Origin of the sequence: Capsulimonas corticalis (assembly GCF_003574315.2) — a bacterium.
Classification (GTDB): domain Bacteria; phylum Armatimonadota; class Armatimonadia; order Armatimonadales; family Capsulimonadaceae; genus Capsulimonas; species Capsulimonas corticalis.
Genome location: NZ_AP025739.1, coordinates 6,337,234 through 6,352,292 on the forward strand (window position 1 = coordinate 6,337,234; position 15,059 = coordinate 6,352,292).

Sequence of the window (15,059 nt, forward strand, 5' to 3'; positions counted from 1 at the left end):
TCCAACTCAACTACTGCGCCAGAAGCCCGGCGCCGATCGCGGACGTATGGGCCGCCGCCAGCGCTGTATGCCCGTACTGACTTGGATGTGTGCCGTCAGCCGTGTACAGATTCGTCCCGCCCGGCTTCAGCCAGCCGCCGCCTGCCGTCAACGGCTGTTGTAACGCCGTCGCCGAATAGATCCCCGTCCCCACCGTCAGTCCCGTCTGCAGCGAGATCAGCGCGCTCTGCGTCGCCGTATCGGCCTCGACGGCCGCCGCGCGATCCAGATATCCCGAAGCGCCCAGCGACGCCCAGTTCGCACGGATGTAGTTGTTGATGGCGATGCGAGTGTGATTGCATGTCGTTGGCGTATTGCCCGCCGCATTGGTGATGGGAAGATACGTGCAGAGAATGATCTTGGGGACACGCCGCTGGATGTGCGCCATCATGCCTTGCAGCAGACCGAGGAACGACGTCACGTTCGCCGCGACATTCACGTCCGACGCGCCGTCGGTGTAGGTCGTGATGTTATTGACGCCCATTTGGATCACAACATGGGAGCAGCCGGCGTAAAACGGCAGACGGTAATTGTCGTCGATTGGCTGAGCCACCATCTGATCCCCGTATTTGCAGCCCTGCACATAGCCGATCTTCAGCCCATCGAAGGCGCGCACAAACTCGCCCGCCCCCTGGATCGCCGCGTTCGCCGACGTATACGTGCGGTTATAACCTGTAAAGCCGCCCGCCTCATACGTATCACCGCTCCCCTGGCCGATGGAGTCGCCATAAACCCCCACGGCGTATCGCGGCGACGCCAGCGCCGCAAGCGGTGAGATGCTCGTCACCACCGACGGCCCATACACATAGCCCGACTGATCCGGCGGCGTGACGCCCGAGTTCGTCCACTGCCCGGTGTTCGCCGTCCCCGTCCCCAGGGCCGCAAGCGTCGCCGATGTCGCCTGCGTCTCATCCGTCTCCGAAGCGGAATGCGAGCTGCCTTCCTGCTGGTTAGGCGACGGGATCAATCCCAGCGGCCATTTGTTACCGGAAGTCGCCGTGACATACGTGCGAAAATAAACATAGTCGCCCGCCGCCACATATCCCCGCGCCGTTCCCTGCACGTAACTCACCGGAACCATGATTTGATCAGATTCCACAGAGCGCCCCGGCGGAATCACGATCGAAGCCGCCCCGCCCCACGTCGCCTGCAAGGGCAGTATCGGATTGCCGCCGCCGTTCGATCGGAGCCACAGCGCCGCCGTCACCGTAATCGGCGTCGTCTGATTGTTCGTGTAATACATCCGGAATCCCACGCTGTCCACGAACACATACGACCGGACCTGATAATTCCCCCCGGTATCGGTCCCATTGGAGCTGGAGGGCCACCACGAGCATGTCCGGCTCGTCGATGGCATCCCCTTGAGCAGTCCCGGCGCCGACACCGGCTGTCGGTTCGTCAGCGCCGCCGGCAGCGCGTTCAACGTCGTAAGATATCCCGAAATCCCCGAGATCTTGCTGACATGGATCGCCATGCGATTACCCCACCCTTCCCAGCGCCACATAGTCGCCCATCGACAAAATCGGATACGTCGCATCCGGCGTGTACGCCCCGGGCGTGCCGTCGGGATTGCCTCCTAGTCCAAACGACACGTTCGCGCCGGTAATCCGCCCGACAAAGCCCGTGGCCGCCGTTGGAACCGCCGCGCCGCTCAGATCCTTAAATGTCTTCACCGCCGCTCCCACGGTTCCGGTGAACGATGCGCCTTCCTGCCGGCCATGCATATTCACAAAATATCCACTGATCGTCGCAGTCCCCGTCAGCGCCAGGAACACATACGCGATCAGCGGCGGCGGCGTGCTGGTCAGATCGACCACATAATTCGCATGCGTAGAATAATCCGACATCGTTGCTTCTCCTTCATCTCCATGACGACTCATCGATGGCGTCAATCGCTCACCTAAGAGAACTTTTTACCGTCCTTCACACGGGAGGACGGATGAAGGCAAGGGCCGTGGATAAGTCTGCCGGCGCGTCTCCGCCTCCAGCTTGCCCTTCATATCCGCGAACTCATCGGCCAGCATCGCGCGGCGAGCCATGTTGTCGGACGTCGGATTCTGAATAATCCTCAGGAGCGCCGCCTTGTAAACCACCGCCATATGCGCGCGGTCCGGCAGCGGACACGCCGCGCTCATCGCGCTCCAGCCCACACCTGGGACGCCATACCCCTCCAGCACTAAACCGCCCGCCGCCGAATAACTCGGCGCCGGATACAGTACGATCTGGTTCAGCCCGGTTGGAATCCACATCTCCGGAGTGCTCGCCGCTTCATCCCGCCATCCGCCCGACCACTCGTCCATCCCGCCAATCGTCGCGCTCCCGATCGTCCGACGCGCGCCAGACGCGTCATACACGCTCACCGCCTTCACCTTCGTGATTTGCGGCGCGCAGTACTCCGCCTGTCCCGAAACCAGGTCCGCGGTTGCCGTGGTGTAAAAGCAATCCGTCGCCCGCGCAATCTCGTCGGCCGCCGTGCTGACCAGGCGGCTCCATGCGAACGGATCGGCGTCGCCCGGCGTCCCAAAGAACTCACCGAGCAGATCGCGCCCTTGAATGATCATTTCCTGCCTGGTCATCACAACCTCCCCGCCGCTGGTCACACGCCTTCAATCCACACTCACTCGATCTCGCCCGCCTCCTGCGGCGCCGTCGTCAATCCCGGCGCCTGACCTTCATGCTCCGGCTTCTGCGCCTCCACCTCACCCGCGCGCACAAGGATCAAATAGATCTCTTCCGGCACATCCACATATTCTCCGCGCTTGATAAAGTAGAAGTGCCCGTTGACGCCCACCGTCAGCGCCCCCTCCTTCTTGTGATCCTTCTTGCCCAGCTCATGCCGCAGCCGGATCCGATACTTCGGCTGCGCATCCAACTGCTGCTTCACCGTCAACACCGGCGCCTCATCCGCCGCCATCTCATCTGTTGCCATCGTTTTAGTCGTCATGGGTATCCTTTTTCGTATTAGAGCGGCCCCCTGCCCTCAATCCTGGGGGCAGGGGGCCGAATCAGGTCGAGCACTACGGCGAAACCGCATGCTCCACACGAACCACAAAGTTCTGATTCGCGATCGTACCGCCAAACGTCGCCTTCCACTCATCTGTTACTTTAATGACCTAACCTCGCATACAATAGAACCACACAATCAATCGGGTGTACGTTTATCGGAAACTATATGAAGAAACCATCTCCAGAGCAGTTGCTAGCCGATACCCAATCCAATATGACCTGGATTGAGATCGCTGAAAAGCACGGTTATACAGACGCCCGATTTCTCCGCAAGCTTTCGGTACGTTATGGACTTCCACCACGAAGGATAATCCGAAAGCCTGACAAGTCCACACTCGAAGAAATGATTATTTCTCGTGGGCTGAATATCTATCAGGTTGCGGATATTCTTGGTTACGGTTCAGGTGGATGGTCTAACATCTATGCATATTGCCGTCAGTACGGCATCACTTTCGACTTTTCAGCAAACGCCGAATTGAGAAGAATAGAGTTCACTCCTCAACAGAAATCGTTTGTGTATGGCACTTTGCTAGGAGACGCATACAGGATTGGTTTCGCAAACGATACGAAATACCAACCATAATTGAGAACCGTCGTAACGATCAATTCTCCCTGCGTATCAATGCGTCTGTATCTTCTCGGTTTCTAGCGCTGGTGCGTCCTTTTATCCCTTTGTGCATATCCTACAAGTTAGGCGAGCAATAATTTCTTATTGCTTCTCTGGTTTCTGAGTGCTCGCTAGGCAGATTATCGCCAGAGGTCGGACTATCGCATCATCGGAGTAAATTCTTCTTTTCTCCGACGCCCTCTCACTTAGTCTCTCACGGTAGCCTGCGAGGGCCTTCCGCCTTGTTGGGTGTCTCCACCTATTCAAGTCAATCAGAGAGGGTTTTACTCGGGCTGGAATTAGGCAGCCATTTTATAATGACTGGTGCGAGTGTAACCCGAGGTCGCCCGCTGATTTAATGGATCAGCGGCCCCCGCCGAGCCGAGCGGCTTGATGATGTTCGAGAGGCTTTCGCCGCCGATCTCCGTCTTCACGAAGGCCATTGCGCCGAAAATGAGAGTGGCGTGGACATCGATACCGGACGCGCCGGCGCCGGTGAAGACCTTGGCCAGCGGCGATTCCACGAAGCGCACTCCGTACAGCGAGCCCAATTCACCCTCGTACAGGTCTTTGGGCGTCGAGTACTCCTTCACGGCCAGCCACTCAGGGATGCTCATGATGTCGTACTTGGAATCGGGTGAGACGATTCCCACGTAATCGCCGTTAATCGGCATGGCGTAGGATTTCTCGAGAGTCCGCACCGCCTTCTTGATCTCAGCCGATGTGAACTTGTCCGTGCTCGTCACCAGGTTTCGAGCAGTTTTTCCATTCGCATAGATGACATTGGTACTTTACCGAATACATCAACTGGGAATTCGCTGAGTAGTAAGAGCGTCTTGGAGAGAGAGCGAGTGGGAGTGCTAGGATTCGTAGGGCACGACGAGTTTCCCGGCCAGGCCGCGCAGCTTGCGCTTCCCGCGCCGATCGTAATTCGCGGTGGTCTTGACGTCGGCGTGACCGCAAGCTTTTTGGACCGTAACGATATCCTCGCCGGCATCGAGTGAGTTGCCGACGAAGCTTCGCCGGAAGTCATGGACGGTTAATTCGTCGACCATCGCTTTTTTGCCGCGTGCTTTGACGATGAGGTAAATCGCGCCGGCAGTGATATTATTCCTTCCAACCCGGCCGCCTTTATTGATCGCTGGGAAGAGCGGCGCTGCCTTCGCGAGATAAACCGGTCCGTGAGATACAAGATGCGCCAGGTAATCATCCATCGCGGCCATGGTCCCGTCTGGAGAATACACGACGCGCTGCTTGTCGCCCTTGCCGGCGCGGATCGTCACTTCGCCGGTATCGGGAACATAATCACCGACGATCAGATCCGCGATCTCCTGTTCGCGAATCCCGCAGCCGTTGAGCACCGCGAGGATCGCGGCGTCGCGGCGCCCCCTCAGCGTCTGATCCTTTTTGCACGCTTTAAAGAGAGAGCGCATCTCGCCCTCGGAAATGTCGCGCCCGCGCGGCAGCCGAGTTCCGACCTTGACGGAGAGATCCGCCGCGCGGTGATAATCTTCGGCGCTCATCAGGCCGAGGCGCCACGACTCTTGAAGCACGCGCTTCAGCGCCGCGATCATTTTCTTGACGGTCGTCGTTTCATAACTTTCAAGTAACACTGCTCGCAGCGCCGATGTGTGCTTGTAGCGAAGCGCCGCCCAGTCCAGTGTCATGATGTCACATTCACCGTTGCTCAAAATCTCAGCCATAGTCCCGAGCGCCTGGCGCATCGTCCGGCGCGACCCGGGCGCAAGACTCGCCAGGTACACGGCGGCGGGATGCTCGCAGAGCGGAGGCGGTTCGCCAAGCCGCAACAGATCCCCTGCTTCATTCACGCCGTCGGCAGCGGCATTTACCAGACGGTCACTATATTCTACGTGGGCGCCTGACGGCAATACGATAATTGGGTTTTCGGTATCCATTATTGAATTATATCACGGTTTTTAATAATTACTATAGAGAACTTACGTTCTTCACAATAATCGCTAGATCATTATCAGGGCGTGTAAGCGCGAACACGTGTTCTGAAACTCGTTTTCTAAAACGAATTGCCAAAAACTCTGCGAATAAACTCCTTTGGCGGTGCGCGGCTACAGGTGGCGCGCACAGACGCGTGAACGGAAATTTCAATATGGCGCGCGGGTGATTTTCAGTTGAATATTCCGGGGGAGCGAGAGCGCGGAAGTTACCGCTTCGCGCTCCTAGTCGACGAATTGGGCGTTGGTGTAACAGCTACTTTAGGGCTTGAACGCCTGGCCCGGAAACGCTTGGAGCGCGCCCTCTGGGAAAGGCCGCAGTAGGCTTTGAAGGTCCTTTGGCGAGGCGTCCGAAAGCCAGGCGCGCGCCTCGTCCTGGTCCAGGATCACGGGCATACGGTCGTGGTAAGGGCGGATATCGCCATTGGGGTCGCAGGTCACGATGGCGCATGAGCGGCGCACGCCGCCGTCCGGCATCCGCCATTCGTCCCAGATCCCGGGTAGTCCGAATACTGCGAGATCCGCCGCGGTAAACGGCAAAAGCTGCTTGGACCCCTTCACCCCCATCCATTCGTAAAAGCCGTTCGCAGGAACGACGCAGCGGCGCTGAGAGAACGCCTGTCGGAACATCGGCGTGGTCGCCACCGTTTCCGCGCGCGCATTACCGGGCTTCATACCGCCCTTCGGATCTTTCATCCAGCTTGGCGTGAAACCCCAGTACAGCATTTCGAGCCCTACGGCGCCAGCGCTGGTCGTCGCGGCGGGCAGCATCTGCCCGAGTGTCATACGCTTTTCCGGACCATCCCTTTCGGGAAGTGCGGAAGCGGCTTGCAGTGAATCGAGGCGGAAGAAGTCGGCGATTTCGTCGCGGGTCATTTCGATGCGGACGTTATAGCACATGCGGTGACGCTCCTCATAAGATAGAGAATTATTAGATAGAGAATTATTAGACAGAGTGTTACAAAATATCGGATCCATTTGACCGAATATCCAATCAATTTGACCGAATATCGAATTAAAGTGATCCGAAGAGGTCGCCAGTTTGTGGCGAAGGAGGCTTCGGCGCCGCCTTGCTCTTCTCCGCTAAGGTGATGAGAAGCGGAGCGCCGGACCACGGCTGCAACAGAGACAGGACCGCCTTCGGGGAGCGCTCCTCAGGATTGAGCCACATATCCCATGCCTGCGCCGGCAGGATGACGGGCATGCGGTCGTGGATCTGCGCCATCGTGTCGTTCGGCGTGGTCGTCACGATCGCGCAGGTTCGGCGCACTTCCTGGCCGTCGGGAGACTTCCATTCGTCCCAGATCCCGGCCGCCGCGATGAAGATCCCGTCGCCGCGCTCGACGCGTGCGCGTTTCCCGACGGTTCCCGCGCCCAGACCGTCCACAGTAATGCGCTGATGAAAGAATGGCATAGGGATAACACACCGCCGAATCGTCAGCGGGCGATTGCCGGCGTTTGCCCGCAGCGTTTCTGCCCGGCTATGGAGCTGTCCCTCTTCGGAGCGCCCCCACGCGATCAGTCCCCAATCAAAAGCGCCGACCCATCGCTCGCCTTTATAGGCAAAGACGGTCAGCATCGGCGCGCCGGCGCCGCCGAGCAGCGCACTATCGACAGCGCTCTTCGTCAGGCGCGCCTGGAAAATCGTGGCGATGTTCTTTACGATCGTGCGATCGGTATCAGTATCCATATCAACATCCACTACCCCAATTAAAATCCATGCTCCCATTATAGCGACATTTCCAGCGCTCTTTTTGTAAGCTCGGCGCCGACGTCAAAAATATTTCGCGAAGGGGCAAACTTATGTTTGACAGATAGTAGACATGCGGCTATAATGTAGACAAACCGATACCATCGCAACGGAGGGCTGTGCATGATCGTTTGTTTTTCTGTTCCCGCTCTGGGCGTCGCTTGCGAACAGGCGCGCCGCCCGGACCTCGCCGGCGTTCCCTTCGCTTTGATTACGGATGACGGCGCGATTTTCGCTCCGTCCCAGCTCGCCGCCGTGCGCGGCGTACGTCCTGGACAGTCGATTTCCGCCGCCCGTACCTTCTGCCCCGCCCTTGTCACCCTGCCCTATGACCATGCCGCCTACCAGAATCGCGCCCGCCTTTTGTGGGATATCGCCGCTGCCGAGAGCAGCACCGTCGAGCCCGTAACCCCCGAACTCTTTTTTTTGCTCGCAGGCAGAACATTTGTTCTGAATGACGTGTCCGCATTCGCGGACGCGATGGCGGCCGCTATCGGGGCGCCGGTGCTCGCCGGAATTGGCGCATCCAAGTTCAGCGCGCGCCGGGCGGCGATGCTGGCGCGCCCTGGCGAGTCCTTCACGATCGCCGCCGGCGATGAGCTCGCGCATCTGGGCCGCGTGCCGATCGCGGAAGTCGCCGGCGTGGATGCAAAGTCCCGCGCGCGCCTCGAAAAGCTGGGTGTGCGCACCCTCGGGCAGGCGGCCGCCCACAACGGAAAGATGCCTAAGGATCTGCGTATCGTCGGCGGACGCCTGGCCGCGCTGGCGATGGGGCGCGACGGGGACCGGGTCCGCGCCGCCTGGCCGGAGCGATCGGAAGAGGCGAACACGGCGTTTGAGGACGAAACGGAGTATCTGCCGCTGATCGACGCCGCGCTGCTGCGTCTCTCGGAGAAGATCGCCGCCAAGCTTCAGTCCCGCCATGAATACTGCCGCACGCTGTCCATCCAGGTTGGGCACGCGCGCGGCGTTGCAGATTGCTGGGAGCGCCTGATCCTGCCCGCCTCCGACGCGGCGTCCATTCACCGCGGCGCGCGGCGCTTGCTGGAGCGCGGTCGCCCGGCAGCAGGCGTTCTGACATTACGCCTTGTCGCGGGCGAGCTGGGATCTGGCTCGGGGCTTCAGCTTTCTCTGCTCGACGAGTACGGCGCCGTGATGCCAGCGGAACGAGACCGCAAGACAGCGGCGGCGCTGACCTACATTCGGGAGCGCTGGGGCGGCGGCGCTGTGATCACGGCGGAGGCCATGTACGAGGCGACGAAGCGCGCGCTGCGCACGTATCCGCTCGGTCACCAGAGCCGCGAGGCGGTCGAGGTGCGCCTGCAAGACGGGACGCCGGCGGCGTTCACGGGGAAGAAGACGCGTCATACCGTCGCGCGCGTGCAGAATAGCTGGCGCGAAACCGACGTCTTCGCGGAGACACCCTCGGAGCGTCAGGTTTGGCGCGTGCAGACGGCCGCCGGCGCGCTGGCGGAGTTGCATGAGGCGGGCGGGGCCTGGACGCTGCACGCCATGGCTGACTAATAATTGCCAATTTTTCTGATAATTATTATCACTTTTTTCTGATAATTATTACCGATTTTTGAATTATGATCGATCCTTTCGCAACAACCACAATATGTTTGCACATTTACACGTTCACACTCCGTACAGCTTTCTTGATGGCGCATCGTCGATTGAAGATCTGGTGCGCGCGGCGGCCTCAATGGGGATGCCCGGGATCGCAATGACGGATCACGACCATGTCAGCGCCGCCGTTAAGTTCACGCAGTGCTGTCGCCAGTACGGCGTCAAGCCGATCCTGGGCGCCGAGGTGACGATGGAGGACGGGACGCATCTGACCTTGCTGGCCGAGACGCGCGCCGGCTACGCGAACCTGTGCCGCCTGCTCACCAGCGCCTACGCGGACGGCGGCCGCCTGACGCCGCGCCTGCGCTGGTCGCACCTGCCGGGTCTGTCCTCTGGTCTGATCTGTCTGTCTGGATGCATCAAGGGCAGGATCGCCGGCCACGTGGCGCGGCACGAGTACGACGCGGCGAAGGCGATGGCCCAGCGGCTCGCGGGATGGTTCGGCGGCGCGTTTTATCTTGAGTTACAGGACGATCGCACACCGGATTCGGCGCGGGTGGCCAGGGAGCTTGCGATGCTGGGCGACGCGATTGGAGTTCCCTCCGTCGCAACGAATAACGTTCACTACGCCGCGTCCGCCGCCTTCGCGGCCCACGACCTGCTGCGCTGCGTGCGCGCCGGCGTTACGGTCCGCGACATCCATCCAGAGCGGCCGTTCAATAATCAGCGCTGGCTGAAAAACACGCGGGAGATGCAGGACCTCTTTGGCTGGCGCCCAGACGCGCTGGCGAATACCGTTCGGATTGCCGATCACTGCGAGGATGTCTTGCCGGGTGGCGCGGATATCACGCCGAGATTCGACGGCGACGCCGCGCGCGAACTGCGCCGCCTCGCGTACGAAGGCGCAAAGCGGCGGTACCGAACCATCACCGCGCAGGCGCTCTCCCCTACCCTGCGCGGACGGCTGGAGCATGAACTCTCCGTCATCACGACGCTGGGCTACGCCGACTATATCCTGATGGTCCGCGATGTCGTGCGCTGGGCCCGGGCGCAGGGGATCCGCGCGACGGGGCGCGGATCCGCCGCCGACTGCTGCGTCGCCTACTGCCTCGATCTGACGGATGTGGACGTGATCGCTCGGAACCTTCCCTTCGCGCGGTTCCTGAAGCCCGGCAAGACGCCCGACATCGACATGGACTTCCCCAGCTCGCGGCGGGACGAGGTGTTTGAGCACGTCGTCACGACCTACGGCGAGGAGAACACGGGCGTCGTCTGCACGTTCCATACCTACTGGGCTCGGTCGGCGGTCCGGGATATCGGCAAGGCGCTTGCGCTTCCGGCGGACGCGCTCTCGTTTCTCGCCTCCCACCTTTCCCACTTCGTGCACGCGAGCGAAATTGGATCCGCGTTCGATACGTACGCCGAGCTACGGCCGCACAAGGCGCTTCGGGAGCAGTTCCAAATACTCTTCACCTTGTGCGCCTCGATCGCCGGATTCCCGAGGCATATGGGCAGCCATTCATCGGGCGTCGTCATCAGCCGCGTACCGCTCGCCACCATTGCGCCGCTGACGCCGTCGGCGCGCGGGATCACGCAGATCTGGACGCTCGACAAGGACGACGCCGAAACGGTGGGCGCCATCAAGTTCGACATCCTGGCGCTCCGGATGCTCTCGGCCGTCGCCGACGCCGAGGACGATCTGCGAGAATCGCATCCGGACTTCCGGTATGACGATATTCCCATCGACGACACAGCCACTTACAATATGATCCAGAGCGGGAAAGCGATTGGCGCATTCCAGTTCGAGAGCGCCGCCCAGCTCGCGCTTGCCGTCACGCTCCAACCGACTCACTTCGAGGACCTGGTGGCGTCGGTGGCGCTGATTCGGCCGGGCCCCGTGCGCGGCAACGTCGTCAACCGCTTCGTGGCGGCGAGGAACGGCTATGCGCGCGCCGACGTGCTTCATACCGCACTGGAGACGGCGCTCGCCAAAACGTATGGGTGCGTCGTCTTCCAAGAGCAAGTCAACGACGTCTTCCAGGCGATGACAGGCTGCTCGGAGGCTGACGCGGATGCGATGCGAAAGGCGCTCACCAAGCACACCAAAGAAGGCACACTGGATCAAGCGGGGATGGAGTTCATCGCCCGGGCGCGGGCGCGTCATCCTGATCTCAGGCCGAAGACGGCGTACATGATTTGGAAACAGATCGAAGGCTGGGCAGGATATGGCTTTATCGAGGGTCACGCCGCCGCCTTTGCGCTGACGGGATACCGCACGGCCTATCTCTCCGTCCACCATACTGCCGAGTTCTTCGCGGGAATAATGTCCGAGCAGCCGATGGGCTTCTACAGCGCAAACACCCTGGCCGCCGAAGCGCGCCGGCGCGGCGTGCGGGTTCTACCCCTGGACATCAATGAGAGCGGCGATAAGTGTCACGGCGATGGCGACGAGATCCGTCTGGGCCTGCGCCTTCTCTCTGATCTGCGCGCGGACGATATTGCCGCGATCCTTGCGGCGCGCGACCGCGCGCCGTTCGCGTCGCTGCTTGATTTCTGCGCGCGCCTGCCGCTGCGCCGCGACGCTTTGGAGAACCTGATCCTTGCCGGCGCGTTTGATGCGCTCCACTCCGAGCGGCGCGGTCTGCTCTGGGCGCTCGATCAAACTATCGGCGCCGCGCTCTCTTACCGCGCCACCGGCGGCGTTCAGCGCGAGCTCGCTCTCGGCGACGCCGCGCGGCTCGCCACTCCGTGTTCGGACATCGACGACTTCAGCGAGTGGGAGCGCTTCCTATGGACGTGGAGGCTGACCGGCGTGACGGCGGAGTGCCACGTGATGTCGCATTTCCGCGAGCGCCTGGCGGCGCGCGGCTTCATCACGGCGTCCCAGGCGCAGGAGGCGAATGACGGCGCAGTCGTCCGCGTGGCGGGAATCAACATCCGCCCACACCGGCCGCCGACGCGCTCGGGCAAGCCAGTCCTGTTTTCCAGCCTGGAGGACGAGACAGATATCCTCCAGCTAATCACCTTTGGCGAAGCGATCGACCGGTGCACATCCGTTTTTTTGTTGTCCCAGGCGGTTATGGTCGAGGCGCGTGTGCAGCGTAAAGGAAAGGGCGTCACGCTGATCGTCCAGCGCGCCGCGCCATTCCGCGTTCCGCGCCTGGCGCAGGAAGTGTCCCAGGGATATCCCGCACGGCCTACGCTGCCCGTGATCGCGCCAACGGAGTACCAGGTGAAATGAGAGACCGCAAGCTTAAGATGGGATTTTGGGACCGCTCGCCGCCCCGCGTCACGATTTGCGCTCACGAGAACACGATCAGCGCTCGAAAGAACACGATCAGCGCTCGAAAGAAATAGCACAGCGGTTGAAATAATTGTTCAAAATAATTGGATAAAATAGAATTTAAGTCAAGGAGCGATATGAACGCATTGGTTATTCAGAACGTAGATGGATTGAATACTCAGAACGTAGATGGATTGGATATTCAGGAGATGAGCATGGCAGAGATAGATGTGACAGAGCGGTACAGAGCGACGGCGCTGCCGCTTGCGCCATCGGGCGGTCAGGTTCCCGAAAAGTTCATGAAAGTACTCAAGGCCGCAAATCGAGATGAGGATATGCGCGTCTACACCGTCAACTTTCGTCTGGCGGAGCCAGGCGAAAACGATCAGGCAGAGCGCGCAAACGAGTCCAAGCAGCGCGGCTCCGTCGCCATCGCGGGAACAGCGATGGTGCTTGTAGAGTTCGGTGAGGCAAAAGTGGTCGCATGGAACAAGCCGGCGCTCGAACTCCTGGAGCACGAGGCGGCGTTCGAGGAGATGGCGCTCCGTGCAGTGACCCGCGCCGGGGACGATTGAATTGCGGCGCATCGCGTGCGCCGGCATTGTATCCCACGCATTATATTGCTGGCGCACGTTGGGGGCGACCTTATTTGCTTTCGCCTTGCTGCTCTGGCGTTTGCCAGGCGGCATGCCACGGCGAGAATCGGGTTACGATAACCGGATCCTGCCCCTCCCCTTCGAACTGATCGGCGGTAATATCGACGATCAAGTCATCTTTCTCCAGCCACGCATGCGTAACCGTGCGTCCGTCCGGCGGATACCGATACCGGCAGATATACTTAAACTCGCCCATCCCGGCCGCCTTCAAACGGCGCTGCAAGATCTCGGCGGCTGCCCCGCACGCGCCGACGGGAAAGGCGGAAAGCCCTGTGGAGACGTCGTAGGACCCGCTCTCCAATTCTTTGCGCAGAGATGTCGCCACTGACCGGATATCTTCCTCCATGAGGCCGCTCATGTTCCGTAGCTCGCGAACGGCGTCTTTGACCGACATCCCGTCAAATCGCCCCAGAGGATTAACCGGATCCGTCTGCCCAAGTGGATTAGCCGAGTGCGGTCGCTCCAGAGGATTGACAGATTCCGGCGGCAACGCGCTTTCCGCTCGGAGCGTGACAACCTCGGTGAACTTGCTCTTGGCGATCAGCACTTCGATTGTCTGATCCTTCACATATCGATCGCCGACGACCAAATGGTTTTTTACGCCTTCAATATTGACCACGGCATATTCCCCATCGATCGCCGTGACGAGGCCCTCAAATGCCCGCTGCCGTGGGTGCTCGATTCGGTACCGCTTCCCAATCTGAACCATATCTTACTCCCTGACATTATTACTCGCCCTGAATTACTACCCCAGCATTCTTCCCACAGCATTCTTCCGTCTGAATTACTGCCTCTGAATTATTCCCTATAAAATGCCTCTGTCCCCATTTCTACCCATTTTGCGCGCCGTCAGCGATTGGGAGAAGGGGTATCTGTGGATTCATTGGGCTTTGCGTTTCTCGAACTGGGCGCTTGCATCGATCACATTGTCTGCAACCTGCATGCTCTTCTTGGATGTGGCGGGTTTGGGCGGTGTATCCTTGACTTCATCCGGAAGTTTATTTAGGCGCTTCGTCAGCGACTTGATAACACGCTGCCAATAAAGTTTCTTGCGTTCAGCGGCGGCGATTTCCTCATCCTTGTATCGGAGCATCTGCGATGCCTCCGCCAGTGCGTTTTCGAGGATCCATCGTTCGATCTTGAGAAGATGCGGTTGTCGGATCCAGACATTTTCTCTCGCAATGGCAACGCCGGTGCCGCGACTGAATATCACCGGGCGCCCCATTTCGTCACGGATTGTTAGCGCATCCCGGGTCCACTCCGTCAGCGTCCAGACGACTTCCGCACCGTCAGACATAATCGGGATTCGTTGCCCGCCACCATGAAAAGACGCGTACCCCACTTTTAGTACTCCTTGCCTGCTGTGTCGGCGCTGCCGGCGATAACGACTTCAATCTCTCGAACGAACTGGACCCGGCTTTTGTCCAGCACTAGTATTTCCTGCTCGCCGCGCCGCAAGAACAGCGCCAGAACATCCGCCTTATCCACCTGATAGGCGTGGATGCAGTCCGCGCCGCGCTCATACGCGAATCTCGCCGCTGTCTGTGGGGCAACCGTGTAAGCGATCCAATCCGTCTCTCCTGGCCGGTGGGCGCGATAGACGGTAATCTGATCCGGCATCTGGCGGAAGACGACAAACTCCGACGGCTTCATAAGGCTCGTCTCCCGGTTTTTTCGCGGCGACGAAAACAGCTTTTTCCACATCTCCAGATCGCTGAAGCCAGTGTACGAAACCCATAGCGTGGATAGAATATGCCAGTAGGCATAAGTCGTCAACGGCTTGCAGCTTTTGTTGAAGTGGCGAATCGCCGCTGGCGTCCCCGCATATTTGAGGACCTCACGCGCAATCTTCGCGTCCTTCTCGCTTTGACGAAAGTCTGGGCTGATGTCTCGCCCCGAAATTGTGGGCGCCGTTTTCATTCTCACCTCAAAATCCTCTGACGGCGATCTCATACCAGTAATCGTAAGTCTGGTCCGCCACCTCTGGCGACATGCCAGAATAGAGTAGCTGAGCATGCATTACAAGCATTCGATTGACGCGAAATGACTGGGTTGCCCAGGCGAAGTGTACATGTCGGCCAGTAAATCTTCCATTGCGGGATCGTCGATAAGTAATAGGCGGATTAGACCTTGCTCGAATGTTCGCTTTATCGATGCGAATCGCCCGCTTCGATCCCCT

At 59.8% G+C, this 15,059-nt stretch carries 15 protein-coding genes; 4 read left to right on the forward strand and 11 right to left on the reverse strand.

Annotation, left to right across the window (positions count from 1 at the left end; translation table 11 throughout):
* Positions 1-10: 10 nt before the first annotated feature.
* From D5261_RS27270 to D5261_RS27285, 4 genes are all read right to left on the reverse strand, one after another.
* Positions 11-1,513, reverse strand: a complete 1,503-nt coding sequence (locus D5261_RS27270; protein WP_119319001.1) for an SGNH/GDSL hydrolase family protein — start codon at positions 1,511-1,513, stop codon at positions 11-13.
* Between the two features lie 4 nt (positions 1,514-1,517).
* Positions 1,518-1,886 (reverse strand): hypothetical protein, encoded by a 369-nt coding sequence (locus tag D5261_RS27275; RefSeq protein ID WP_119319000.1) that lies wholly within the window; start codon positions 1,884-1,886, stop codon positions 1,518-1,520.
* Positions 1,887-1,952: 66 nt separating this feature from the next.
* On the reverse strand, positions 1,953-2,615 hold the full coding sequence (locus D5261_RS27280; protein ID WP_119318999.1) for a phage adaptor protein: 663 nt from the start codon (positions 2,613-2,615) through the stop codon (positions 1,953-1,955).
* A gap of 41 nt (positions 2,616-2,656) precedes the next feature.
* Positions 2,657-2,983 (reverse strand): hypothetical protein, encoded by a 327-nt coding sequence (locus tag D5261_RS27285; protein WP_119318998.1) that lies wholly within the window; start codon positions 2,981-2,983, stop codon positions 2,657-2,659.
* A 228-nt stretch (positions 2,984-3,211) separates the two neighbouring features.
* Here D5261_RS27285 and D5261_RS27290 point away from each other — a divergent pair, with 228 nt between their 5' ends.
* A complete protein-coding gene (locus D5261_RS27290; protein ID WP_119318997.1) occupies positions 3,212-3,628 on the forward strand; it encodes a helix-turn-helix transcriptional regulator in 417 nt (138 codons plus the stop codon).
* Positions 3,629-3,951: 323 nt separating this feature from the next.
* On the opposite strand, the gene D5261_RS27295 is transcribed toward D5261_RS27290, so the two are convergent.
* From D5261_RS27295 to D5261_RS27310, 4 genes are all read right to left on the reverse strand, one after another.
* Positions 3,952-4,431 (reverse strand): N4-gp56 family major capsid protein, encoded by a 480-nt coding sequence (locus D5261_RS27295; protein WP_119318996.1) that lies wholly within the window; start codon positions 4,429-4,431, stop codon positions 3,952-3,954.
* 81 nt (positions 4,432-4,512) lie between these two features.
* Positions 4,513-5,460, reverse strand: a complete 948-nt coding sequence (locus D5261_RS27300; RefSeq protein WP_301002284.1) for a tyrosine-type recombinase/integrase — start codon at positions 5,458-5,460, stop codon at positions 4,513-4,515.
* Positions 5,461-5,883: 423 nt separating this feature from the next.
* Positions 5,884-6,522, reverse strand: a complete 639-nt coding sequence (locus D5261_RS27305) for an SOS response-associated peptidase (protein WP_165863856.1) — start codon at positions 6,520-6,522, stop codon at positions 5,884-5,886.
* A gap of 115 nt (positions 6,523-6,637) precedes the next feature.
* On the reverse strand, positions 6,638-7,312 hold the full coding sequence (locus tag D5261_RS27310) for an SOS response-associated peptidase family protein (RefSeq protein WP_165863855.1): 675 nt from the start codon (positions 7,310-7,312) through the stop codon (positions 6,638-6,640).
* Between the two features lie 183 nt (positions 7,313-7,495).
* On the opposite strand from D5261_RS27310, the gene D5261_RS27315 reads away from it, so the two are divergent.
* The 3 genes from D5261_RS27315 (at position 7,496) to D5261_RS27325 (ending at position 12,799) form a co-directional block, all read left to right on the forward strand.
* Positions 7,496-8,896: a DNA polymerase Y family protein gene (locus tag D5261_RS27315; protein ID WP_119318992.1), complete on the forward strand. Its 1,401-nt coding sequence runs from the start codon at positions 7,496-7,498 to the stop codon at positions 8,894-8,896.
* Between the two features lie 94 nt (positions 8,897-8,990).
* Complete coding sequence (locus D5261_RS27320) at positions 8,991-12,182, forward strand: DNA polymerase III subunit alpha (protein ID WP_125205744.1); 3,192 nt, start codon at positions 8,991-8,993, stop codon at positions 12,180-12,182.
* Positions 12,183-12,361: 179 nt separating this feature from the next.
* Positions 12,362-12,799: a hypothetical protein gene (locus tag D5261_RS27325; RefSeq protein ID WP_119318990.1), complete on the forward strand. Its 438-nt coding sequence runs from the start codon at positions 12,362-12,364 to the stop codon at positions 12,797-12,799.
* Positions 12,800-12,869: 70 nt separating this feature from the next.
* On the opposite strand, the gene D5261_RS27330 is transcribed toward D5261_RS27325, so the two are convergent.
* The 3 genes from D5261_RS27330 to D5261_RS27340 form a co-directional block, all read right to left on the reverse strand.
* Positions 12,870-13,589, reverse strand: coding sequence for a hypothetical protein (locus D5261_RS27330; RefSeq protein ID WP_119318989.1), 720 nt, complete (start codon positions 13,587-13,589; stop codon positions 12,870-12,872).
* Positions 13,590-13,760: 171 nt separating this feature from the next.
* On the reverse strand, positions 13,761-14,177 hold the full coding sequence (locus D5261_RS27335; RefSeq protein ID WP_125205743.1) for a hypothetical protein: 417 nt from the start codon (positions 14,175-14,177) through the stop codon (positions 13,761-13,763).
* 47 nt (positions 14,178-14,224) lie between these two features.
* Positions 14,225-14,800: a hypothetical protein gene (locus tag D5261_RS27340; protein ID WP_218025443.1), complete on the reverse strand. Its 576-nt coding sequence runs from the start codon at positions 14,798-14,800 to the stop codon at positions 14,225-14,227.
* Positions 14,801-15,059 lie beyond the last annotated feature (259 nt).